Source organism: Propioniciclava soli (assembly GCF_014858005.1).
Classification (GTDB): domain Bacteria; phylum Actinomycetota; class Actinomycetes; order Propionibacteriales; family Propionibacteriaceae; genus Propioniciclava; species Propioniciclava soli.
On the sequence record NZ_JACYOT010000008.1, the window covers coordinates 93,104 to 116,241 of the forward strand.

Here is a 23,138-nt window from a genome sequence, read left to right on the forward strand (position 1 = left end):
TCCCGCACGCCCCGCGGGCTCACGCCGAACGTGGGACGAGTTGAACCACGCGCTCGCCGGTGACGGCCGCGGGCGCCACCGGGTTGACCGGCACGCGCGAGACCAGCGGGTGGCTGGTCGGCCGAACGCCGTCCCCCGCGCTGAACAACACCTCGTGCAACTTCTCACCGGGTCGCAGACCGGTGTAGACGATCTCGACGTCGCGGCCCGATTTGCGGATGAGCTGACGCGCCATGTCGACGATGCGCACGGGCTCCCCCATGTCGAGCACCATCGCCTCGCCGCCCACCCCCAGCGCACCGGCCTGGATGACGAGCTGGCACGCCTCCGGGATCGTCATGAAGTAGCGCGTCACCTCCGGGTCGACGATGGTGACCGGGCCACCCGCCTCGATCTGGGCGGTGAACGTGTGCAGCACCGAGCCGCGCGACCCGAGCACGTTGCCGAACCGCACCGACACCCACCGGCGCTGACCGGTCTGCGCGAACCAGGCGGTGAGCTCCTCGGCAGTCCGCTTGGTCCGCCCCAGCACCGACGTGGGGTCGGCCGCCTTGTCGGTGGAGATGTTGACGACGCGTTCGACGCCGTACGCGTCGGCGCACTCCAGCACGTTGAGCGTGCCGAGCACGTTGGTCTTCCAGCCCTCGTCGGGGTACTGCTCCAGCAGCGGGAGGTGCTTCAGCGCCGCGGCGTGGAACACCACCTCCGGGCGGTGGTCGGCGAACACGCGCGCGAGCGCGTCGGCGTCCCGGATGTCACACAGCACCATGTCGCGGGAGTCCAGCAGGGCCTGGCCGTAGATCGAGAGCTGGGTGCCGTGCAGGCCCGACTCGTCCCGATCGAGGAGGACGAGTTCTTTGGGGCGGAAACGATGGATCTGGCGGGCGAGCTCGGATCCGATGGAGCCGCCGGCCCCCGTGACCAGCACGACCTTGCCGGTCAGGTAGCCGGCGATGGCCCCGACGTCGGTGGTGACCTGGGTGCGCCCGAGGAGGTCCGCCGGGTCGAACTCGTGGAGGTGGGACAGCGTCATGCGGCCCTGGCGGATGACGTGAAACGGCGGCAGCACGAGCAGGCGCAGGCCTTGGCTCTCGAGCTCGTCACCGAGCGCCCGGATGAAGGCGGCGTCCGCCCGGGCGATGGCCAGGATGACCGTGGTCACCCGGTGGCGGCGCGCGAGCTCCGCAAGATCCTCACGGCGGCCGATGACGCGGCCCGAGCCGAGGTTGAGGTGGCGCTTGAAGGGGTCGTCATCGATGAATCCGCGAACACTGTAGGGCGAGTCGAGGTCGCTGAGGACGAGGCGCCCAATCTGGCGGCCCGCGTTGCCTGCACCGTAGATCAGCACGGGCTCACCGGCGAGGTGCTTGCGGCGGCGCAGGCCCACTGCGGTGAGAGCGCGGGCGACGAAACGACCGCCCGCCATGCAGACGCCGGCGGCAACGGGGGCCAGCACCGCGACTCCGAGGGGGACGCCGGCCGGCCACCACTGCGCTGCGACGCCCACCGCAACGCCGACCACCAGGACGACCAGAGCCAAGACCCCGACCTCGATGAAGCTCGCAATCCGCGCCACCCCGCGGTAGAGGAAGGTGAAGAGGCCGAGCAAGACCTGGAGACCGGCCGCAGCGGCGGCGTAGATCAGCACACCTTCCCACTGCGCCGCTGCGAGACCGAAGTCGTACCGCGCACCGACCACGGCGACGGCACCGACGAACCAAGAGGTTGCATCGAGGGCGATGAGCATCAGCCGCTGGGAGCGGACGGTTGCTGCAGCCATGGGCCTGTGCCTTTCCCGGGGGGATCGTCGGGCAGAGGCACATCCACGGACGCCTCTGGCGGAAGCATAGACCGAAATGATTCAATGATGAATCTGATTCGCCGCCGAAGAGCACGCTTTTAATTCACTGTTCACACAGCGACGGCTGAGCCGATCGCGTGCGATCCCTGTTGTCAGCCCACCACGTGGATGACGATCGCACCCTCGGGAGTCCGGGTGGAGCCCCATTCCCAGGCACGATCGACGATGTCGGCGAGCTGGGCTCCGAAACCGTACTTCGCGTGCGTGAGCTGCCGGACGGCGGCCAGCTGGTCGCCCTCGGTGACGAGCTGGGCACGTCCCTCCAGCACCGGCTCCTCGCGCAGGCCCTGACCGCTGCCGCTCGCGGCCTGGACGGTGACGACGTCGGTCAGCTCGAGGCGCGCCAGCCAAGGAGTGATGTGGGGCGTCCAGAAACCCACGACGTCGCGATCCACCTCGACCACCCACTCCGACGACGCCGTGGGGGTGCCCGCGGCGTCGAAGGTGGTGATGACGACGCGCGCCGCGTCGGAGAGCTTCATCGAGCCCGCGGGGCCGGCGGGGGCACCTCACCCGGCGGCAGCTCGCTTGGGCCCTGCTCCGAGACGGGGACGGAGGTGTGGGACGCCGCCCGGTTGCCGATCTCGGTGGTGCGACGCGTGTTGACCTCGTCCAGCGTCGCACGACGGATCTGACCGGAGGTGCGGTTGGGCAACCCGATGGCGAGGCCGAGGGCCAGGCCGGTGGCGGCCCCGATGCCGGTGAGCATCGCCGTCGTCATGAAGGGGTCGGGGATCACGTTGCCCGTGTAGCGCTGGGCCGCCCCGATGAGCTCGCGGCTGTCGAGGGCGAAGCGCGCCAGCAGCACACCCGCGGCGACAAGGCCCGCGACGCCGAGCACCGCGAGCAGGACCTTCAGGATCTTCATGCGCGCACTCTACTGCCCCCGGGGGCGTCCGCGGCGCCACCGGGCGGGTCAGTGCGGCGCCGGGGTGCAGACGCGGACGAAGCCCTCGGCGACGGCCCGCCCCACGGCGCTGACCTCGGCGTCCACCGCCGCCAGGGCGACGACGACGGGCGTCGGGTCATGCCCCGAGAGTTCCTCCCACCGACCCACGAGGGCGGGGCCCGCCTCGGGGTGGAACTGCACGCCGAGCGCCGATCCGACGCGGAAGGCCTGGTGGGGGTACGCCGCCGACGAGGCCAGGGCGATCGCCCCCGCGGGGAGGTGGGAGACCACGTCGTGGTGCGACTCCGCCACCCGCTGACCCGCGGCGACCGCGCCGGCGAGCACGGGGTCGGACGCCGCGGCCTCGGCCCAGCGCAACGCGACCGGCCCCACCTCTCCCCCACCCGGGTCGGCGACGCGCACCTGACCACCGAGCGCCTCGGCGAGAATCTGGTGGCCCAGGCAGATGCCCAGCACGGGGAGATCGACCTCGACGCAGTCGGCGAGCAGGGCGGCCAGCGCGGTGAGCCACGGGTGCGCCTCGGTGTCGTGGGCGCTCATCCGCCCACCGAGGACGACGAGGCCGTCGCCGAGGGCGTCCACCCCGGGCACCCCGCGCCCCGCGCGATGGGACCCGGGCACGTCGACCACCGTGACGCGCGCGCCGGCGTCGCGCAGCCAGGGGCCGAAGCGGTCGAGGGGCACGGCGTCGTCGAGCTGCAGCACGGTGAGGCGGGTCACCCGGTCACCGTAACGCGCCGGTGTGACGGTGCGGTCACAGCGATCCGGGGGGCACCACTACAGTGGGCACGACCCGTCGAAAGGACCCCTTCGCCATGCGCGTTCTCGTGACCGGCGGCGCCGGCTACATCGGCTCCCACACCACGCTCGCCCTGCTGGAGGCCGGCCACGACGTCCTCGTCGTCGACGACCTGTCGAACAGTTCGCCCACCTCGCTGGAGCGGGTCGCCGACCTGACCGGGCGCGAGCCCGGGTTCGTGGAGGCCAACGTGCGCGACGCCGAGGCGCTCGACGCCGCCTTCACCGACTTCGGCCCGGAGGCCGTGATCCACTTCGCGGGGTGGAAGGCGGTGGGCGAGTCGACGCAGATTCCGCTGACCTACTACCGCGAGAACCTCGGCTCGACGTTCACGCTGCTGGAGGTCATGGCCACCCACGGCTGCCGCACGATCGTGTTCAGCTCGTCCGCGACGGTCTACGGTGACCTGTCGCAGCCGCCCTTCACCGAGGACTCCCCCACGGGCGCGACCAACCCCTATGGCCGCACGAAGCACATGATCGAACAGATCCTCGCGGACGCCGCAGCGGCCGACGCCTCCCTCCGCGTGGGGGTGCTGCGCTACTTCAACCCCATCGGCGCCCACAGCAGCGGCCGGATCGGCGAGGATCCGAAGGGGATCCCCAACAACCTGCTGCCGTTCGTGGCGCAGGTGGCGTCGGGGCGCCGCGAGAAGCTCATGGTGTTCGGCGACGACTACCCCACGCCGGACGGGACGGGCCAGCGCGACTACATCCACGTCGTGGATCTCGCCGCGGGGCACCTCGCGGCGCTGGAGTACCTCACCGGCCACGACGGGTACCACGTGTGGAACCTCGGCACCGGGAACCCCACGTCGGTGCTCGACATCCGTGCGGCGTACGCGAAGGCGTCCGGCGTCGAGATCCCCTACGAGGTGGCCCCGCGGCGTCCCGGCGACGTGGCGGCGTCCTACGCGAACGTCGAGCTGGCCGCGGCAGAGCTCGGCTGGCACGCCGAGCGGAGCATCGCGCAGGCGTGCGCCGACACGGTGCGCTGGCAGACCGCGAACCCCGACGGGTACGCCGACTGACGGCTCAGCCCTCGTCCAGCACCATCTCCGGGTAGACCGGCTGCCACATGGTGTCGAACACCTGCTGGATCGGGTCGGTCAGCGGACGCTCCGCCACACCGTCGGCCTCGGCCGCGCGCGCGACGGCGATGGCGACGGTGGCCGACACCCGCCGCAGGTCGCGGACGCTCGGCAGCAGCGACTGACCGGGCCGCGTGATGCGCACCAGCGAGGCGACGGCCTGGGCCGCGGCGGCGATCATGGGGTCCGTCACCCGGGTGGCCCGGCAGACGCCGACCCCCAACCCGATGCCGGGGAACACGAAGGCGTTGTTCGCCTGCGCGACGGTGTAGGTCGTCTCGTCCAGCGACACCGGCGCGAACGGCGACCCGGTGGCGACGAGGGCGCGCCCCTCCGTCCAGGTCAGCAGCTCCGTGGGCGTCGCCTCGGCGAGGATCGTCGGGTTGCTGAGCGGCATGATGATCGGCTGGTCGACGTGGTGGGCCATCTCGCGGATGACGCTCTCGCGGAACGAGCCGGGCTGACCCGAGGTGCCGATGAGAACGGTCGGGTGCACGTTGCGCACCACGTCGGCGAGGTAGTACAGCCCGGGGGCGTCCGTCTGCCAGCCCGCCAGCTCCGCGGCTGGCCGGGCGTAGGGACGCTGGAAGTCACGGAAGCGCTTGGTGGGCTCGTCGGTGATGAGCCCGCGGCTGGACGTGGCCCAGAACCGCATCCGGGCCTCGTCGGGGGTGAGGCCCTCCTGCACCATGAGGTCGACCAGCAGGTCCGCCACACCGATGCCGGCCGTGCCGGCGCCGTGGATGACGACGCGCTGGTCCGACAGGCGCTCTCCCTTCGCGCGCACGCCGGCGATGAACGCCGCAGCGACCACCGCCGCCGTCCCCTGCACGTCGTCGTTGAACGTGCAGATCTCGTCGCGGTAGGTGGTGAGGATGCGGTGGGCGTTGTCGGCCCCGAAGTCCTCCCAGTGGATCATGGCGTGGGGGTAAACCCGTTGCGCGGCCTCGACGAAGGAGCGGATGAAGGCGTCGTAGCGCTCCCCCCGCACGCGCGCGTGGCGCAGGCCGAGGTAGAGGTCGTCGTTGAGGAGTTGCAGGTTGTCGGTGCCGACATCGAGCACGACGGGGATCATCCGGTCGGGGTCGACGCCGCCGGCGGCGGTGTAGAGGCTCTTCTTGCCCAGGCAGATCTGGATGCCGCCGACGCCCTGGTCGCCGATGCCCAGGATGCCCTCGGAGTCGGTGACGATGAGCATGTCGACCTGCTCGGGGTCACGACCGAAGGCGCGCAGGGCGTCCTCGATGCGGTCGGGCGCGTCGATGGAGCAGAACACGCCGCTGATCTGCTGGTACCAGAGGCTGAACTCCTGGATCGCATCGCCGATCGTCGGGGTGTAGACGATCGGCATCATCTCGTCGAGGTGTTCGCTGAGCAGGCGGTAGAACAACACGGTGTTCCGGTCCCGCAGCCCCTGGAGGTAGGAGAACTTCTCCAGGGGGTGGTGCGCCCGCACGAAGCGCGTGTAGGCGCGGTGGAGCTGCCCCTCCAGCGGCGTGACCCGCTCCGGCAGCAGCCCCTTGAGGCCCAGTTGCTCGCGCTCCTCGTGCGTGAACGCCGTGCCGCGGTTGAGCCGGGGGACGCGGAGGACCGCGCTGCCGCGCGCGTTCACGCGGATCCGCGAACCGTGATTGCCGGGCAGGATCTCATAGGGGCGTTGGGGCATGGCGGCACTGTAGCGGTCGGACGCTTGGTAGCGTGGCGCGATGCCCCGCCACCGCATCCTCGACACCCCCTTCGCGGCCATCCACCCGCACTACGTGACCAAGGCCGAGAAGAAGGGCCGCAGCCGCGCGGAGGTGGACGAGGTGATCGGTTGGCTCACCGGTTACGACGAGGCCGGCCTGCAGCGGGCCATCGACGCCGGGGTGAGCCTGGAGTCGTTCTTCGCGTCGGCGCCCGCGATGAACCCGAACGCGTCGCTCATCACCGGGGTGATCTGTGGGCACCGCGTGGAGGAGATCGAGGACCCGCTGATGCAGCAGATCCGGTGGATGGACAAGTTGGTCGACGAGGTCGCACGCGGCAAGAAGATGGCCTCGATCCGCCGCGGGGACGCCTCGCTATAGTGACCCGGTGCCGTCACCCTCGATCAGTTCCAGGCTCACCTCGCTGAAACGCTTTGCGCGCAAGCGGTGGTCGGATGCCGAGTTCACCGTCCTGGAACTCGGCGGCACGATCCGCTCCCACCACGTCCGGCGAGCCCTGCTGCGCAGCTACGGGGCGACCGTCGACCCCACCGCGGCCGTGTACCACGGTGCGCAGGTGCGTCGGGCCGAGGCGCTGGCGATCGGCGCCCACTCCTCCATCGGGGAGGACGCGATCCTGGACGCCCGCGGGGGCATCACCATCGGCGACCGGGTGAACCTGTCCTCCCAGGTGCACCTCTGGACGGCCCAGCACGAATGGCGCTCCCCCAGCTTTGACTATGTGACCGCTCCGATTCGCATCGATGACTACGTGTGGGTCGGCCCGCGCGTCACCATCCTGCCGGGGGCCCACCTGGGCGAGGGGTGCGTGGTCGCCGCCCATGCGGTGGTGCGGGGCGAGGTGGCGCCCTACACCCTGGTCGGTGGGGTCCCCGCGACGAAGCTCGGCGAACGGCCGCGGGGGTTGGATTACACGCCGGCCGGGCCCGGCGCGATGACGTGGTGGTGGTGACATGCGCGTGCTGACGCTGTGGGCCCAGGATGCGTCGTCGAACCTCGGCGTCCGCGTGTTGGGCGAGGGGACGTCGGCGCTGGTCCGGTTGGCTCACCCGGGCAGCGAGGTCGTCTGCCAGTCCTACCGCCAGGGGCCGGCACCGGTCAACATCGGCGTGCCCCGGACGCTGCTGCGCGAACGCGTCACCGACCGAGCCGGGCTGCGCTCCTGGGTGCGCTCGTTCGACTACGTGGTGGACATGCGCGCCGGCGACTCCTTCGCCGACATCTACGGCCTGCAGCGCCTGTTCGCCATGAGCAGCATGGCCGAGTTCGTCCGCTCCTGCGGCGTCCCGCTGGTGATGGGCCCGCAGACGGTCGGCCCCTTCGACACCCCGCGCGGCCGGGCCATCGGGCGCTGGTCGCTCCACCGCGCCACCAAGGTCATGGCCCGCGATCCGCTCTCGGCGGACGCCGCCCGCGCGCTGGGGCGTCCGGTCGACGTGCTCACCACCGATGTCGTCTTCGCCCTGGACGTGCCCGAGCCGGGCCCGGAGCGCGACGTGTTGCTCAACGTGTCCGGGTTGTTGTGGACCAGTGACAGCCACGGGCCCGCCTCGCGGTACCAGGAACTGGTGCGCGGCGTGATCGCCGACCTGCAGGAGCGGGGACGCACCGTGACACTGCTCTCGCACGTGCTCGAGGCCGATGACGCCGCCGACAGCGACGTGGCCGTGGTGCGCGCGTTGGGCGACGAACTCGGGCTCGACCAGGTGGTGCCCAGCGACCTGACCGACGTGCGCCGGGCCATGCGCGGGGCCCGCCTGGTGCTCGGCTCGCGCATGCACGCCTGCCTCAACGCCCTGTCGGTCGGCACGCCCGCGATCCCGCTGGCCTACTCGCGCAAGTTCGCGCCGCTGCTGTCGGCGGTCGGGTGGCCCCACGTGGTCTCGTTGGCGGACGCCGACCCCCGCGACGCCGTCCGCGGCCTCCTGGACCGCTCCGACGACCTCACCGCGGCCGCCGCGGACGTCCGGCCCACCGCGCAGCCGATGCTGGACGCGGCCCGCGACTGCCTGCGCGCACTGGTCTGATGCCCGCGGCGTCCACAGGCGCACAGCCCGATCCGGAGGGGGCCCCACCCAGCCACTTCGCTCCCCGCCCCTGGCGGCGCTCTTCGTGCACCACGGGCACCGCTACGGCAGAGGAGCTCAGTCAACCGGTTCCCGCCGGTTGGATGCTCACCGACCAGCCCGTGGGGTGGCCGTCGCGGTAGGGCAGGACGCCGTGGAACTGCCCGACCGTTGGGTCGAAGACGTGCGGCAGCCAGAAGAGGTCGCCCTCCCACATCGGCAGCTCGCCCAAGCGGTCGCGAGGCACCCAGTGCAGGGGGCCCTCCTCGTTCGACGGCGGCGGCTCGCCGGCGAAGCCGTCGACCACGAACACCATCGCCAGCTCACTCTCCTCACCCGCGCCCAGGCCCGGGAAACTGACCGTCCCCCGCAACACCCACGACGTGACCTCGAGGCCCGCTTCCTCGCGCAACTCCCGCCGCAGGCCCGCCACGACGTCCTCGTCGGGCTCCACCTTGCCGCCGAGGCCGTTGAACTTGCCGTGCGCGGCGTCGTCCTCCCGGAACGTCCGGTGCACCAGCAGCACTTCCTCACCCCGCACGACGTAGGCCAGCGTGGTCAGCACGGGTGCGTAGGGCATCAGACGTCCTCCCTCAGCGCCGTGGCCGGCGGGACGGGGACGGGCACCGCAGCGACCTCGGCGTCCTGCTCGCGCTCGGCACGGCTCGGCACCTGAGCGAGCAGGATGCCGGCCATCATGAGCGCCGCCCCGACGTAACCGGCGGGCGTGAACCGCTCGCCCAGAAACAGCGCGCCACCCACGGCCCCCCACAGGGCCTCCAACGCCATGATCATCGCGGCGATCGACGCCTTCACGTGCCGCTGACCGACCACCTGCAGCGTGAACGCCACCCCCGTCGAGAGGATGCCGGCGAACAGCACGGCCCCCAGCGCCGGCACCAGCCCGGCGAACGGGGCCGGCTCCGCGACCCACGCGATCACGGCGGACACCGCCGCCATCACCGCGAACTGCACCGCCGACAGCCGGATCGGGTCGACGTGCCGGGCGACGCGTCCGACGCCGAGGATCTGGAACGTCCAGAACAGGGTGCCGACCAACACGAGTAGGTCGCCCGGGCCGATGCCGCCCCCCGTCCACGTCAGCAGGAACAGCCCCGGCACGGCCAGGGCCACGCCGGCCCAGGTGAACCCGCTCGTCCGCTGCCCGAACAGCACCCCGGCCAGGGGCACGAGCACCATGTAGAGCCCGGTGACGAACGAGGCGTTGCCGGCCGTGGTCTGCTCGATGCCGAGTTGTTGCAGCGTCTGCCCACCGGTCAGCATCAGCCCGATGAACACCCCGGGCGCGACGACGCCGCGCCACGCCAGGCTTCGCTCGCGGGGGCTGAGCCGGGCGCGGGCGTCCAGCACCGCCACCAGCGGCAGCAGAGCCAGGGTGCCGAGGACGCCGCGCGCGGCGTTGAACGCGTACGCGCCCAGGTGTTCGGCACCCAGCCGCTGCGCGACGAACGTGAACCCCCAGATCAGCGAGCAGGCCACCAGGAACAGCGTGGAGCGGGCGGTGCGGCTCACCGGATCGCGCGCCGAGCGAGGACGCCGACGGCCGAGGTGGCTCCGCTCACACCAGCACCGTGCCCACGGGCAGGCCCGGGGTGGCCCCGATCTCCAGGCTGCTGGGCCGGTGGCCGCGCCGGATCACCTCGGCGCCGAGCGCGGCCATCATGGCCCCGTTGTCCGTGCACAGGCCCGGACGCGGGCGGCGCACGGTGACGCCCGCGGCGTCCGCCCGCTCGGCCAGCAACCCGCGCAGGCGTGAGTTCGCGGCCACGCCCCCGCCGAGCACCAGGGTGTCGAGGCCGTGGTGGGCGCACATGTCCATGGCCTTGGCGGTGAGCACGTCGGCGACGGCCTCCTGGAACGAGGCCGCCACGTCGGCGACCGGCACGTCGCCCCCCTCCAGCCGCCGGGTCTCGACCCAGCGGGACACGGCGGTCTTCAACCCGGAGAACGAGAAGTCGAAGCGATGCCGCTCCAGGTCGCGCGCGCTGGTGAGCCCGCGGGGGAACGCGATGGCCCGCGGATCTCCGCCGGCGGCGGCCGCATCGATCACCGGACCCCCCGGGTAACCCATGCCCAGCAGGCGGGCCACCTTGTCGTACGCCTCTCCCGCGGCGTCGTCGATGGTGGCGCCGACCTCGGTGAGCGCGCTCGTGATGTCGTCCACGACGAGCAGCGACGTGTGACCGCCCGACACCAGCAGGGCGCCGAAGCGCTCGGGCAGGGCCCCGTGGTCCAGCAGGTCGACCGCGACGTGGCCAACCAGGTGGTTCAGCCCGTACAGCGGCTTGTCCAGCGCCATGGCAATGGCCTTGGCGGCCGACAGGCCCACCACGAGCGCGCCCATCAGCCCGGGCCCGGCCGTCACGCACACCCCGTCGATCTGGGCGAGATCGACGTCGGCGGACGCGCACGCCCGCTGCAGGGTCGGCACCATGGCCTGCAGGTGCGCCCGGGAGGCGACCTCGGGCACCACCCCGCCGAAGCGGACGTGCTGCTCCACCGAACTCGCCACCTCGTGCGCCAGCAGCTCCCGGCCGCGCACCAGCGCCACCCCGGTCTCGTCGCAGCTCGACTCGAGGCCGAGCACCAGCGGTTCACTCATCTCCACCCCCGTGGGTCGTGGCGATGGAGGTCTCCAACACCAGCGCCGTCTGCCCCGGCCCGTAGTAGTGCGCCCGCTCGGCCACGCGGTTGAAGCCGCAGGCGTCGTACAGGGCGATGGCGGGGGCGTTGATCGCGGCCACCTCCAGCAGGACGCGTTCGGCGCCGACCTCCCGGGCCCACGCCAGGCCGGCGCCGACGAGACGCCGGCCGAGCCCCCCGCGTCGATGGTCGGGCCGGACGATCACGCGATCGAGATCGGCCACATCCTCGACGTGGCGCAGGGCGACCACCCCCACCACGTCCCCCGCGGCCCGCGCCACGAGCACCCCCGTGCGGGGCGAATCCAGCTCCTCGGCCCACGACTCCCGGCTCCAGGCCCCGCCCAACGCCTCGGCCTCCAGCGCCGTGATGGCACCCAGGTCGGACCGACCGGCGGGCAGGATGGTCGGCGCGCCCACGCCACCCCGCGGGTTCACGGCCGCATCCCGAACGCCACCCGCGGCTGCGGCAGGGCCGACTTCGGCGCTCCCGGCACCTCGGCATCGGGACGCCGGAGATACAGGGGCTCACGGCCCGCGTCCGGCAGCGTGGGGCCGCGGGCGGCGAGGACGCCGCCGTCCAGCACCGTCGGCCCGGACGCCTCACCCACCAGGGTGGCCCCGGGGCCGGCCAACGGCAGTGGCGGCACCCGGTCGGGCGCGCTCACGTGCGGGCCGGACACGCGCATTCCGCGCGCGTAGTGGGCCCAGTACACCTCGCGCCGACGGGCATCGGAGGCCACGACGAACTCGTCCGGGGCACCACTCGCGGCCCACTGGGCGGCCACCACGTCGAGCGAACACACGCCGTGGACGGCCACCCCCAGCACCTCGCCGAGCGTCAGGGCCGTCACGACGCCCACCCGCAGCCCGGTGAAGGGCCCCGGCCCGACGCCGACGACGATGCCGGTCAGATCCGTTGGAGCGAGGCCCGCCCCACCCAGCAGCTCCCGCACCAGGGGCATCAGCTGCTCGGCGTGGGCGCGGGTGTCGTCGACGACGGCGACGCGCGGCGCGGCGTCGCCCACGGCCAGGCCCGCGACGACGGACGTGGAGGTGTCGAGGCCGAGGATGACGGTCATGGGTTCTCCTTCGCGGCGGCGGCCAGCGCCGCACGGTCGAAGCGGGTGCCGAACGGGGTGAGGAACACCCACCGGGTCTCGTCCGTCGGGTCCAGGCCGCGGCGGATGTCGATGTGCAGGCGGTCGGACGCCAACTGCTCGGCCACCCCGGCGCCCCACTCGACGAGGGTCACCGAGGCCGGCAGCGAGGCGTCCAGGTCGAGGTCGTCCAACTCGGCGAAGGAGCCCAGCCGATAGGCGTCCACGTGCACGAGGTCGGGCCCGCCGGTCACCGAGCGGTGGACGCGGGCGAGCACGAATGTCGGCGAGATCACCGGACCCTCGACGCCGAGCCCGGCGCCGATGCCCTGGGTCAGCGTCGTCTTGCCGGCGCCGAGATCACCCGTGGCGATGACGAGGTCACCGGGCGCAAACAGGCCGGCCAGGCGTTGCCCGAGCGCGCGCATGGCGTCGGCGTCCGGCACCGCCACGCTCACCGGCAGCGGCCGGCGCATCACGTGGCAGTCGCCCTCGTCACCGTCGACGGTGAAGCCGTGCTGCTCCCACCAGCGGCGCAGGTGCGGGTACTCGCGGCGGGCCAGCAGGTGCACCTCGGCCTCGCCGCGCGAGGCCAGCAGGTCGAGGATGACGGTGATGAGGAAGGTGGCGACGCCCTGTTCGCGGTGTTCGGCCAGGACGCCCACGCGCCCGATGCGCACCGAGCCGTCGTCGCGATGGGTCACCAGGGTGACGCCCACGGGTTCGCCGTCCAGCGTCGCGGCGAAGGCGCCACCGGACGCGGCCACCCGGCGGAAGCCGTCCGCATCATCGGAGAACGCCTGGGCGCGCGCGCCGATCCGGGGGCGCGCGGCGAAGGCACGCTGGACGATCTCGAGCGCCCGGGGTGCCTCGTCCGGCGTCAGGGTGCGCACGGCGAGCCGCCGCCCGTCGGCCAGGGTGGCGACGGCCAGTTCGGGGGCAGCACCGTGCATCGGGTCGTCCTTCGGTGGGAAGCTGCCTTCGGTGGGAGGCTGCGCGAGTGGGTCCATCGTAGCGCCGCGACCCGGCGCGAGCCGTGCCGGCCCCCCCACGCAGCCGCCGAGCGGAGCCGGGCCGCCACCCTCATGCCGCCGCCGGGCGGAGCCGGGCCGCCACCCTCATGGAGTGCCGTGCGTCGGGGCCGAACGACTAGCATCGAGCCCATCGACGCCCGAGAGGACTCACCATGACGAGCCGAGCCTGCCCGTTCCCCCACGACGACATCGTTCCGTTCCTGCGGGAGGGGTACCTGTTCACCGGCAAGCGGCGTCGCGAGGTCACGCACGCCGACGACGACCGGCCGCTGTGGTTGCGCGTCATGGGCAAGCCCGCCCTGCTGCTGCGCGGCGCCGACGGCGTCCGCCTGTTCTACGACGCATCGAAGGTCAAGCGGTCGGGGGCGATGCCCGCCCCCATCCAGGGCTCGCTGTTCGGCAACGGCTCGGTGCACTCCCTCGACGACGAGGCGCACCTGCACCGCAAGAAGACGTTCGTGGCGGTCTGCTACGACGACGCGCAGGTGGAGCGCATCAAGCCCATGATCGAGGCCGAGGTGCGCGAGGCCATGCAGCGCTGGGCCAAGCACCCCGAGAGCGTCTACGACTCGATGGTGATCGCCTACGGCCGCGCCTCGCTGCGCTGGGCGGGCATCGAGGGCCGCGACGCCGACCTCGATGTGCAGGCGACCCGTCTGGGGGAGATCGTGGAGGGCTTCGCGCACCCGAACCTCGACCACGCGAAGGCGTGGGTGAACCGGCGCCTGACGAACCGGTGGTGCGCGCAGGTGATCGGCGAGCAGCGCTCCGGCAAGCGCAACGCGGAGCCGGGCACGTCGCTGCACGCGTGGGCCACCTTCCGCGAGCTCGACGGCACCCTGCTGGACGAGAAGACGGCGGGGTTGGAGATGCAGAACACCTTCCGGCCGCACATCGCCGTGGCACGTTTCGCCGCGTTCGCGACGAAGGCGCTGTTCGAGCGGCCCGAGTGGCGGGAGCGCATCCAGGCCGAGACCGCCGAGCGCGGCACCCTGGTCGACGGCCCGCTCGCCACTGCGTTCGCCCAGGAGGTGCGTCGCTACTACCCGTTCGTGCCGGTGCTGCCGGCCTTCGCGCGGACCGACTTCGAGTTCGAGGGCGAGAAGGTGTCCGAGGGCGACCGGCTGCTCATCGACATCCTCAACACCAACACCGGGCCCTCGTGGGAGCGCGCCGACGAGTTCGACCCCGAACGCTTCTTGGGGGTCGACTTCGAGCAGATCGTGACCTTCATCCCCCAGGGCGGCAGCGACGTGGAGACCACCCACCGCTGCCCGGGCGAGAAGATCGCCGTCAGTTCGCTGGCGACCACGATCGCGGCCCTGTGCGAGCCCGGCGTCGAGATCCTGCCCGACGGCCTCGACTTCTCCTGGCGCGAGATGCCCACCCGGCCGACGAGCGGTGGACTCGTCACGCTCCACCGCTGACGCGAGCGCGGGGGGCGTCGACGGGGCGGCGATCGTTCACCGGGTTGTCGTTGACGCGTCACGCAACCCCCGCCGCGACGCCACCCTGCCTTGCTGCCATGGAGGCATGCGCGTGGCGATCCTCACCGAGTCCTTCCTCCCCGAGGTCAACGGCGTCGTCAACTCCGTGCTCCGTGTGCTCGACCATCTGGTCGACCACGGCCACCAGGTGCTGCTCCTGGCGCCGGACGCCCCCGGCGCGCCGAAGGACTACCGGGGCGTCCCGGTCGTCGGCATGACGTCGGTGCCCCTGCCCGGCTATCAGCAGGTGCGGCTGTGTGCCACGCCCCAGTTCGTCCTGGAGCAGACGCTGGCCGAGTTCGCCCCCGACGTCGTCCACCTGGCCTCCCCCATCAACGTCGGCCTGCGCGGCGCCCTGGCCGCGGACGCTCTCGGCGTCGCGTCCGTGGCGGTCTACCAGACCGACGTGCCGGGCTACGCCGCGCGCTACGGCGTCCCCGCGCTGGAGGCCCTGCTGTGGCAGCGGGTGCGTACCACGCACACCACCGCCACCCTCACCCTGGCACCCAGCGCGGCCAGCATCGCGCAGCTGCGGGGCCTCGGTGTCACGCACCTGGCCCGGTGGGGTCGGGGGGTTGACGCCGACCTCTTCCACCCCGGACGCCGCGACGACGCTCTGCGGGCCTCGCTGGCCCCGGCCGGACGCCGCATCGTCGGGTTCGTCGGACGCCTGGCGCCGGAGAAGCAGGTGGCCGACCTGGCGGCGCTGGCCGACCTGCCCGACACGACGAGTGTGGTGGTCGGCGACGGCCCCGAGCGGGCCGCCCTGGAGGCCGCCCTCCCCCACGCCGTGTTCACCGGGCAGCTGCGGGGCGAGGAGCTGGCCCGCACGGTCGCGTCCTTCGACGTGTTCGTGACCCCCGGCGAACTGGAGACGTTCGGCCAGACCATCCAGGAGGCCATGGCCAGCGGCGTCCCCGCCGTGGCGCCGGCGTCCGGCGGCCCGGTGGACCTGATCGACCCCAGCCGCACCGGCTGGCTGTACGCGCCGGGTGACCTGGCCGGCCTCCGGGCCCACGTGGCCGACCTGCTCGGCGACGACGCCAAACGTCGCGCGATGGGTGAGGCCGCCCGGGTCGCCATGGAGCCCCGCACGTGGCGCGGCGTGTGCCACCAGCTGGTCGGGCACTACCGGACGGCGCTCGACCTGGCGCGCGAGCGCGCCGTCCGGCCGCTCGTGGCCGCGGGGCGTCGCGTCTGAGACGCCCGCCGCGCCGGGCCTAGCCCTCGCAGACGACCATGGCCACCGCGACGCCGGCGTCGTGACTGATGGAGACGTGCAGCCGATTGACCCCGAGCTCGTCGGCCCGATCGGCGACCGTGCCGGTGACGACCAGTGACGGGCGACCGGTCTCGTCGGAGAGCACCTCACAGTCCGACCACCGCAGCCCCAGCGGCGCGCCCAGCGCCTTCGCCAGGGCCTCCTTCGCGGCGAACCGGCCGGCGAGGGTCTGCTCGCTGCCGCGCTGCTCGGCGAGGGTGAACACACGGTCGACGAACCCGGGCCGCGCGCAGGCGTCCCGGATCCGGTCGATCGCGCAGACGTCAACCCCGATGCCCAGGATCACGTGGGCACGCTCACTCGACCGTGACGGACTTTGCGAGGTTGCGGGGCTGGTCCACGTCGTGGCCGAGCAGGGTCGCCACCTCGCAGGCGAACAGCTGCAACGGCACGATCGCCAGCAGGGGCTGCAGCAGCGTGGACGTCTGCGGGAGCCGCAGGGTGACGTCGGCATACGGATTCACCTCGTCGTCGCCCTCCTCGACCAGCACGATGGTGCGCGCCCCGCGGGCCCGCACCTCCTGGATGTTCGAGATGACCTTGTCGTGCAGCTGGTCGCGGCCCCGGGGCGGCACGATCACGAACACCGGCATCCCGGGCTCCACCAGGGCGATCGGGCCGTGCTTCAACTCGCCGGCCGGGAAGCCTTCGGCGTGCAGGTAGGCGATCTCCTTGAGCTTCAAGGCCCCCTCCAGCGCCACGGGGTAGCCCACGTGGCGGCCGAGGAAGAGCACCGAACGCACCGAGTGCAGCTCCTCGGCCAGGTCGAGCACCTGCTGGGAGGCGTCCAGCACCTGCTGGATCTTGGCGGGCATCGACTCCAGCTCGGTCATCACCGTGGCGATCTCGTCGCCGAACTTGGTGCCGCGCACCTGGGCGAGGAACAGCCCGAGGAGGTAGCACGCCGCCACCTGCGTCAGGAAGCCCTTGGTCGACGCCACGCCGATCTCGGGGCCGGCGTGGGTGTAGAGCACGGCGTCCGACTCCCGCGGAATCGTCGAGCCGTTCGTGTTGCAGATCGCGACCACCTTGGCGCCCTGCACGCGGGCGTGCCGCACGGCCATCAGCGTGTCGGCGGTCTCGCCGGACTGCGAGATGGTGACCACCAGGGTGCGGGGGTCGATGATCGGGTCGCGGTAGCGGAACTCGGAGGCAATCTCTACATCGCAGGGCACCCGCGTCCAGTGCTCGATGGCGTACTTAGCGACCAGGCCGGCGTAGTAGGCGGTGCCGCACGCGACGATCACGACCTTGTCGATGCTCTTCAGTTCCGTCTCGCTGATGCGCACCTCGTCGAGGGTGAGGCGGTGGTTCTCGTCGAAGCGGCCGAGCAGCGTGTCGGCCACTGCCTTCGGCTGCTCGAAGATCTCCTTGCGCATGAACCAGTCGAAGCCGCCCTTCTCAGCGGCCGACAGGTCCCAGTCGATGACGAACGGCTTGCTGGGGGCGTCGTGCCCGTCGAAGTCGGTGACGGTGTAGCCGTCCCGGGTCACGTCGACCATCTGGTCTTGCCCCAGCTCGACGGCCTCGCGGGTGTGCTCGATGAACGCGGCGACGTCGGAGGCCACGAACATCTCACCGTCGCCGACGCCCACCACGAGCGGGCTGTTGCGCCGTGACGCCACGATTCGGTCGGGCTGCTCTGCATCCAGCGCCACCAACGTGAAGGCCCCCTCGAGCCGGCGGCTGACCGTTCGCAACGCGTCGGCGAGGTCGGCACCGGCGTCCACCTCGCGGCCGACGAGCTGGGCGGCCACCTCGCTGTCGGTCTCGGAGGTGAATTCCACCCCGGCCGCCTCCAGCTCGGCCTTCAGGCTGGCGAAGTTCTCGATGATGCCGTTGTGCACCAGGGCCACCCGGCCGGACGCCGACCGGTGCGGGTGCGCGTTGGCGTCGGTGGGGGCGCCGTGCGTGGCCCAGCGGGTGTGTCCGATGCCGAAGCTGGCGGCGGGCAGAGGTGAGGCGGCGACCTCGGCCTCGAGGTTGGCGAGCTTGCCCGCCTTCTTCGCGATCCCGACCTCACCGTCGGCCACCACGGCGACTCCCGCCGAGTCGTAGCCGCGGTATTCCATGCGCCGGAGCCCGTCAATCACGACCTTCTGCGCCTCGCGAGGCCCCACATACCCGATAATGCCGCACATGGTCGCCAGCCTAGCGTCGGAGCACACCGAGCCGGACATGCCCCGCCCAGCAGCTCCGTTGGACGAGTTCGGTCCCTACGTCCGTGCCGATCGGCAGGTGTGGGCAGAACTGTCCAGCTCCCTGCCGGTGGAGCTCTCCGAGGAGACGCTGCGCCGCGTGCGTTCCCGCCTCGACACCATCGACCTGCAGACCGTGAGCGAGGTGTACCTGCCCCTGACCGAACTCATCAACCACTACGTCGAGAACACCGGACGCCTCTACGCCAGCACCCACGACTTCCTGCGCCTCGGCGTCGGCCGCACCCCCTTCGTCATCGGCGTGGCGGGCTCGGTCGCCGTCGGCAAGTCGACCACGAGCCGCCTGCTGCGCGAGCTGCTCACCCAGCTGCCGGGACGCCCCCGCGTCGAGATGGTGACCACCGACGGATTCCTCCACCCCAACGCCGAGCTCGAGCGACGCCAGATCATGGACCGGAAGGGATTCCCGGAGAGCTACGACCGCAACGCGCTCCTCCGCTTCGTCATGGACGTGAAGTCGGGCGTGCCCGAGGCGTCCGTCCCGGTGTACAGCCACCTGCGCTACGACATCGACCCCGCCCGCTCCACGGTGGTGCGCCAACCCGACATCCTGATCGTCGAGGGCCTGAACGTGCTCCAGCCGGCGCGGCGGCGTCCGGACGGTTCGATGGCGCTCGCCGTGAGCGACTTCTTCGACTTCACCGTCTACGTGGACGCGGCCGCCGACGACCTGCGCGCCTGGTACCTGCAGCGGTTCATGCGGCTGCGCGAAACGGCGTTCCGCGACCCGCGATCGTACTTCACCCGCTACGCCGCGCTGGACGAACCGGAGGCGCGCGCCTACGCCGAGCGGATCTGGGACACGATCAACGGCCCCAACCTGGAGCAGAACATCCTGCCCACGCGCGGCCGGGCCACGGTCATCCTGCGCAAGGACGCCGACCACGACATCGACTGGATTCGGATCCGCAAGGTCTGACGCCGGGGCGGGTCAGCTGGTGAGGCCCAGGCGGACGCCGAGCCAGTCGAGCTGGTCGGCGAACGCCGTGGCCCACTCGCTCCACATGTGCCCGCCCGGGTAGGTCCGCAGCTCCGTCGTCATGCCGGCCGCCTTCGCCGCCGCCTCCAGTTGCTGCACCGCCGGCAGGTACGTCTCGTCGTCGACGCCGGCGGAGAACAGCACGGCGGTGCCGGAGTACAACCTTCGCCCCAGCAGGGTCAGGGGATCGTTGTCGGCGTAGGCGTCCGCATCCCCGCCGAAGGCCACCGCGATGGTCTCCTCGGGCGTGCCGAGGGTGGGGTGGAGCTCGCCGGAGAGCACCAGCGCGCTGTGGTAGGCCTGCGGGTCGCGCGTGATCACCTGCAGGGCGCAGGTGCCGCCGTTGGACAGACCGCCGATGGCCCACCGGCTGCGATCCGTGTCCACCTGGAGGTTCTGCTCGATCCAGGCCGGCACGTCTCGTTGGAGGTAGGTGGCGACGTTGCCGAGGTGCGCGTCGCTGCACACGGGGTTGGCGGTGTTGGACCCCAGGGGGTCGGGGACGACGACCACCGGGGCCAGCCCGTGGTGCCGTTGCGCCCAGGCGTCCAGACTCGCCTGCGCGTTGCCCGCGGTGAACCAGTCTCGGGGCTCCCCCGGCTGGCCCGCCAGCAGCACCAGCACCGGCAGGAGCGGCCGGTCGGCCGTGAGGTAGGCCGGCGGCAGGTAGACCAGGGCGGGTCGGGGCGCGAAGCGTGGGTCGCTGGCCGGGATCGCCTGCTCGACCACCTGGCCGGTCGCCGGCAGGTCGGCCGGCGGCGTCCAGCTCGCCAACAGCGGCCCGGGGGGCCGGCTGCTGGCGCTCTCGGGCGCGGATTGCGGCAGGTCGGCCAACGTGCCCGGCTCCACCGTCAGGCCCAGGGCGGCCCCGAGCGTGGGGTAGGCACCGAAGTGTGCGTTGACGGCGAGCAGCGCGGCCACCAACACGGCCGCGACCGCCGCCAGGGATCCCAGGGCGCCATCGAGCCGGCGGCGTCGCCGCCCCGCCCGGGAGCGGCGCGGCACCACGACGGCCTGGAGGACGACCAAGGCGACGATGCCGACCCAGAGCCAGACGAACCACCCCAGACCGTCGGCGACGGGGCGCCACACGACGTCGACCGCCACCCAGGACGCCAGCCCGACCACCGGACCGCCGCCGAGGACGGCGGCGCGACCCGCGGCGCCGAGGTGGCGCGTGCGCGTCCAGCCCAGCAGGGTGACGACGAGGACGGTCAGCGCCCAGGCGGTCGGTGCCGCCCACCCCGTCAGCAGCGGGATGCCGTTCAGCAGCTCAGTCACGGTTCACCAGCCGTTGGGCGAAGCGGGCCGCGTCCGCGGCGCCGAGGTCGGGGAGGTAGGCCCGCGCGATGGCAAGCCCCACGGTGGGGGCGTCCAGCAGGTCGGGCACGGCAAGGTACAGGGGCACGAAGCGGGGGCCGAACTTGGCCTTGAACGCGAGCAGGGAGCGGAAGCCGTACACCGGTTCCAGCAGGGTGCCGAGCACCTCGAGGACGCCCTCCAGCCGCGTCGCCGACGCGGCAGGGCCCTCCCCCGGGGCGGAACCACCGCTGCGGGCCAGGGGCGAGCCGGAGAGGGAGACGAACGCGAACCCCTGCTCCTGCGCCGTCAGCACCGCGCGCGCGATGAGGAACTCCATGGTCGAGCGGAACCCGCCCTCGCGACGGCGCATCACGTCGAGCGTCCACCCCACCACGGCACCGCCCCGGTGGGCGGGGAGCCACGACGTGACCCCGTGGACGGCGCCCTCGGCGTCCACGGCCAGCCCGAGGCGCGTCTCGGCGTCCAGCTCGGCGACCCCGCCCAGCGTGAACCCCATCTCGGGCAGCGCCTTGTCGGCCAACCAGGCGTCGCAGATGGCCCGCACCTGGTCGCGTTGCCCGGGGGTGCAGCCGTCCCACGTCGTCCACAGGTCGGTGATCCCCTCCTTCGTGGCCCGGTTGAGCGCCGTCCGGACGTCCTGGAAGGCCTTGCCGGAGAAGGTGACGCCGCCCAGGTCGATCACGGCCTCCTCCGCCACCTGGACGGTTGCCCAGCCGAGGGCCCGTGCCTGGTCCGCCGTGGGCGCGTGCACCGAGTAGAGAGCCGGCACCAACGACTGGGCCGTGCAGGCGGTGGCGAAGTCGACCAGACCGTCCCTCAGGTCGTCGGGCGCGGTCGCCGGGTCGGTGACGGTGAGGGCCACGCCGCTGCCCACGCGGTACGCGAAGCCGGAGCGCCCGTCAGGGCTGAGCCAGACGTCGTTGCCGGGCCACGTCAGCATCCACCCGAGCGAACCGGCGCCCTCGCGCCGCACCAGGGCGGCCAGATCCTCTCGTTGCCCGGGCCGAATCGCGGGGGCCGAACCCTGGGCGCGGAACCATGCCACCGTCACCACCACCCAGACGGCCACGGGCACCCACTCCGCCACGGCGACGGCCACGGCCGAGTCCGGTTCGAGCGTGGGGGTGACCAGGGCCAGGGCCCCCGTCGGCAGCAGGCGCACCGCGTAGTCGGCGAACAGGAGCGGCGCGGTGGCCGTCGGCAGGAACTGGTCGGCCACCGCGAGGCCCGCGCCCCACACGATCGCGAGGCCGGCGGCGACGGCGATGCCGACCCACCCCCAGAAGCGTCGGAAGGTGCCGGGCCGGGTCTTCATGCCGAAACTGCGCAGGTGCAGCGCGACCTGGATCGCCAGCAGGAGCGGCACCACGAGGGGGACGATGAGGCGGGCCGACGGCGTCCCGTCGTCGGCCAGGCCGAGCAGCGGTGCGGTGTCGGTGCCGGTCTGTTCGAACATCCACCGCATGACGGCGAGGTGAGCGGCGGCGAGGATGACCATGCCGCACTGCAGCACGATGGTGCCGAGCGCGGCGGCCCGCCGGCCGAGGCGCAGCCCGCCGGCCATCACGAGCTGCAGCACAAGTGGCAGGGCGGCCAGGGCGGCGGCGCTCGGGCCGTGGGTCCGGGCGGCGTAGGTGGCACCGGCGCACTCCACGAGGCGGTCCGGCTCCAGACAGGTGGTGGTGACGGTCACCGGGTCGGCGAGCGGCGAGTCGACGGCGAACCGCGCCGCCGCGAGTGGCCCCACCGGGAGTGGCGACCACGCCGACAACAGCGTCCCGGCCGTCACGGCCACCACCACCAGGGCGAGGATCGTCCGGGCATCGTGGCGCGTGCCCACGAGGGAGCGCTCCGGCGCGCTGCCGCGCCAGGCGAGCAGGCCCAGGCCCACCCCCGCCAGGGCGGCGCCCCATTGCGCGATGTCGTCGGCACCCCCGCCGAAGGCCACCAGGGCGCTGAGCCAGACGAACAAGACCGTGTGGATGCGCCGCCGGGCCAACGCGTCCATGCGGATGCTCGCGGCCGCCAGCGCCCCGACCACGACGCCGAGCGGCCCACCCGCCGGGGCCCCGGCCAGGTGTTCGGCCCACGGCCGGTCGAGCAGGGCGATCAGGGGGTGGACGGCATGGAGCACGCCCACACCAAGGACGGACGCGGCCAGGCCCACGGTCAGGAAGCGGGTGCGGCCGAGGAAGCGCTCGACCGGCGCCCCGACGGCGACCACGAGCAACCCGTCAACCAGGCTGGAGGGCAACGAGGGGGTCCAGACGGTGCTCGTGAGCCAGGCCGCCCACCGGGCCGGCTCGGCGGCGTGCACGGCCAGCGCCGCGAAGGCCTCCCCACCCACGGCCCGGCCGAGCGTCCCGACGAGGACGACGACAACGGCCAGTGCCACGCTGACCGGCGCCGGGCGGAGCCAATCGGAGAGCAGCCGGGCCGACCTGCCCCAGCCGGGGCCCGGCCACCAGCGCCGCCGGCGTGCCACGACGGCCGCCAAGGGGCCGTCCGAGGTGGGTGGTTGCGTCCCCGCACCGCCACTGGCCCCCGCACCGCCACGGGCCCCCGCACCGCCAAGGGTCATCGCACCGTCCTGTCCTGGTGGCCGCCCTCGCGCGG

Annotated in this window: 22 protein-coding genes; 7 read left to right on the plus strand and 15 right to left on the minus strand. The window is 72.7% G+C overall.

The window, feature by feature from the left end; translation table 11 throughout:
* Window positions 1–19: 19 nt before the first annotated feature.
* From IFY26_RS10335 to IFY26_RS10350, 4 genes are all read right to left on the minus strand, one after another.
* The gene (locus IFY26_RS10335; protein WP_232548930.1) at window positions 20–1,780 is read right to left on the minus strand and encodes a polysaccharide biosynthesis protein; all 1,761 of its coding nucleotides are present in this window, start codon (window positions 1,778–1,780) and stop codon (window positions 20–22) included.
* Window positions 1,781–1,953: 173 nt separating this feature from the next.
* Window positions 1,954–2,343: a PNPOx family protein gene (locus tag IFY26_RS10340; protein ID WP_232548931.1), complete on the minus strand. Its 390-nt coding sequence runs from the start codon at window positions 2,341–2,343 to the stop codon at window positions 1,954–1,956.
* Window positions 2,340–2,729 carry a hypothetical protein gene (locus tag IFY26_RS10345; protein ID WP_232548932.1) on the minus strand — a complete coding sequence of 130 codons (390 nt, stop codon included), beginning with the start codon at window positions 2,727–2,729 and terminating at the stop codon, window positions 2,340–2,342. Before IFY26_RS10345 ends, IFY26_RS10340 begins: the two co-directional genes overlap by 4 nt.
* Before the next feature lie 48 nt (window positions 2,730–2,777).
* Window positions 2,778–3,491, minus strand: a complete 714-nt coding sequence (locus IFY26_RS10350; protein WP_232548933.1) for a type 1 glutamine amidotransferase — start codon at window positions 3,489–3,491, stop codon at window positions 2,778–2,780.
* A gap of 95 nt (window positions 3,492–3,586) precedes the next feature.
* Here IFY26_RS10350 and galE point away from each other — a divergent pair, with 95 nt between their 5' ends.
* Window positions 3,587–4,600, plus strand: coding sequence for a UDP-glucose 4-epimerase GalE (gene galE, locus IFY26_RS10355; RefSeq protein WP_232548934.1), 1,014 nt, complete (start codon window positions 3,587–3,589; stop codon window positions 4,598–4,600).
* A 4-nt stretch (window positions 4,601–4,604) separates the two neighbouring features.
* Here galE and IFY26_RS10360 read toward each other — a convergent pair whose 3' ends face one another.
* Window positions 4,605–6,326 carry an NAD-dependent malic enzyme gene (locus IFY26_RS10360; RefSeq protein WP_232548935.1) on the minus strand — a complete coding sequence of 574 codons (1,722 nt, stop codon included), beginning with the start codon at window positions 6,324–6,326 and terminating at the stop codon, window positions 4,605–4,607.
* Window positions 6,327–6,366: 40 nt separating this feature from the next.
* Here IFY26_RS10360 and IFY26_RS10365 point away from each other — a divergent pair, with 40 nt between their 5' ends.
* From IFY26_RS10365 to IFY26_RS10375, 3 genes are read left to right on the plus strand one after another with little or no spacing between them, the layout of a single operon-like run.
* On the plus strand, window positions 6,367–6,729 hold the full coding sequence (locus IFY26_RS10365) for a DUF2200 domain-containing protein (protein ID WP_232548936.1): 363 nt from the start codon (window positions 6,367–6,369) through the stop codon (window positions 6,727–6,729).
* Between the two features lie 7 nt (window positions 6,730–6,736).
* The gene (locus tag IFY26_RS18220) at window positions 6,737–7,321 is read left to right on the plus strand and encodes an acyltransferase (RefSeq protein ID WP_232548937.1); all 585 of its coding nucleotides are present in this window, start codon (window positions 6,737–6,739) and stop codon (window positions 7,319–7,321) included.
* Window position 7,322: 1 nt separating this feature from the next.
* Window positions 7,323–8,396: a polysaccharide pyruvyl transferase family protein gene (locus tag IFY26_RS10375; protein ID WP_232548938.1), complete on the plus strand. Its 1,074-nt coding sequence runs from the start codon at window positions 7,323–7,325 to the stop codon at window positions 8,394–8,396.
* Between the two features lie 121 nt (window positions 8,397–8,517).
* Here IFY26_RS10375 and IFY26_RS10380 read toward each other — a convergent pair whose 3' ends face one another.
* Genes IFY26_RS10380 through tsaE form a run of 6 tightly spaced genes read right to left on the minus strand, consistent with a single transcriptional unit; the run spans window position 8,518 to window position 13,151 of the window.
* Window positions 8,518–9,015 carry an NUDIX hydrolase gene (locus tag IFY26_RS10380; RefSeq protein ID WP_232548939.1) on the minus strand — a complete coding sequence of 166 codons (498 nt, stop codon included), beginning with the start codon at window positions 9,013–9,015 and terminating at the stop codon, window positions 8,518–8,520.
* Window positions 9,015–9,968 carry a DMT family transporter gene (locus tag IFY26_RS10385; RefSeq protein ID WP_232548940.1) on the minus strand — a complete coding sequence of 318 codons (954 nt, stop codon included), beginning with the start codon at window positions 9,966–9,968 and terminating at the stop codon, window positions 9,015–9,017. Before IFY26_RS10385 ends, IFY26_RS10380 begins: the two co-directional genes overlap by 1 nt.
* A gap of 46 nt (window positions 9,969–10,014) precedes the next feature.
* Entirely contained in the window at window positions 10,015–11,058 is a 1,044-nt protein-coding gene (gene tsaD, locus IFY26_RS10390; protein WP_232548941.1) for a tRNA (adenosine(37)-N6)-threonylcarbamoyltransferase complex transferase subunit TsaD, read from the minus strand.
* Window positions 11,051–11,536 carry a GNAT family N-acetyltransferase gene (locus IFY26_RS10395; RefSeq protein ID WP_232548942.1) on the minus strand — a complete coding sequence of 162 codons (486 nt, stop codon included), beginning with the start codon at window positions 11,534–11,536 and terminating at the stop codon, window positions 11,051–11,053. Before IFY26_RS10395 ends, tsaD begins: the two co-directional genes overlap by 8 nt.
* Window positions 11,533–12,180 (minus strand): tRNA (adenosine(37)-N6)-threonylcarbamoyltransferase complex dimerization subunit type 1 TsaB, encoded by a 648-nt coding sequence (gene tsaB / locus IFY26_RS10400; protein ID WP_232548943.1) that lies wholly within the window; start codon window positions 12,178–12,180, stop codon window positions 11,533–11,535. Before tsaB ends, IFY26_RS10395 begins: the two co-directional genes overlap by 4 nt.
* Complete coding sequence (gene tsaE / locus IFY26_RS18225; RefSeq protein WP_332836181.1) at window positions 12,177–13,151, minus strand: tRNA (adenosine(37)-N6)-threonylcarbamoyltransferase complex ATPase subunit type 1 TsaE; 975 nt, start codon at window positions 13,149–13,151, stop codon at window positions 12,177–12,179. The genes tsaB and tsaE overlap by 4 nt, the downstream gene beginning before the upstream one ends.
* A 233-nt stretch (window positions 13,152–13,384) precedes the next feature.
* Here tsaE and IFY26_RS10415 point away from each other — a divergent pair, with 233 nt between their 5' ends.
* Complete coding sequence (locus IFY26_RS10415) at window positions 13,385–14,659, plus strand: cytochrome P450 (RefSeq protein ID WP_232548944.1); 1,275 nt, start codon at window positions 13,385–13,387, stop codon at window positions 14,657–14,659.
* A 106-nt stretch (window positions 14,660–14,765) separates the two neighbouring features.
* Window positions 14,766–15,920, plus strand: a complete 1,155-nt coding sequence (locus IFY26_RS10420) for a glycosyltransferase family 4 protein (protein ID WP_232548945.1) — start codon at window positions 14,766–14,768, stop codon at window positions 15,918–15,920.
* Between the two features lie 19 nt (window positions 15,921–15,939).
* On the opposite strand, the gene IFY26_RS10425 is transcribed toward IFY26_RS10420, so the two are convergent.
* Window positions 15,940–16,287: a holo-ACP synthase gene (locus IFY26_RS10425; protein ID WP_232548946.1), complete on the minus strand. Its 348-nt coding sequence runs from the start codon at window positions 16,285–16,287 to the stop codon at window positions 15,940–15,942.
* A 10-nt stretch (window positions 16,288–16,297) separates the two neighbouring features.
* The gene (gene glmS / locus IFY26_RS10430) at window positions 16,298–18,142 is read right to left on the minus strand and encodes a glutamine--fructose-6-phosphate transaminase (isomerizing) (RefSeq protein ID WP_232548947.1); all 1,845 of its coding nucleotides are present in this window, start codon (window positions 18,140–18,142) and stop codon (window positions 16,298–16,300) included.
* A 37-nt stretch (window positions 18,143–18,179) separates the two neighbouring features.
* Here glmS and coaA point away from each other — a divergent pair, with 37 nt between their 5' ends.
* The gene (coaA, locus tag IFY26_RS10435; RefSeq protein WP_232549031.1) at window positions 18,180–19,139 is read left to right on the plus strand and encodes a type I pantothenate kinase; all 960 of its coding nucleotides are present in this window, start codon (window positions 18,180–18,182) and stop codon (window positions 19,137–19,139) included.
* Between the two features lie 12 nt (window positions 19,140–19,151).
* Here coaA and IFY26_RS10440 read toward each other — a convergent pair whose 3' ends face one another.
* Window positions 19,152–20,480 carry an alpha/beta hydrolase gene (locus IFY26_RS10440; RefSeq protein ID WP_232548948.1) on the minus strand — a complete coding sequence of 443 codons (1,329 nt, stop codon included), beginning with the start codon at window positions 20,478–20,480 and terminating at the stop codon, window positions 19,152–19,154.
* Window positions 20,473–22,917, minus strand: a complete 2,445-nt coding sequence (locus IFY26_RS10445) for a bifunctional lysylphosphatidylglycerol flippase/synthetase MprF (RefSeq protein ID WP_232548949.1) — start codon at window positions 22,915–22,917, stop codon at window positions 20,473–20,475. The genes IFY26_RS10440 and IFY26_RS10445 overlap by 8 nt, the downstream gene beginning before the upstream one ends.
* Window positions 22,918–23,138 lie beyond the last annotated feature (221 nt).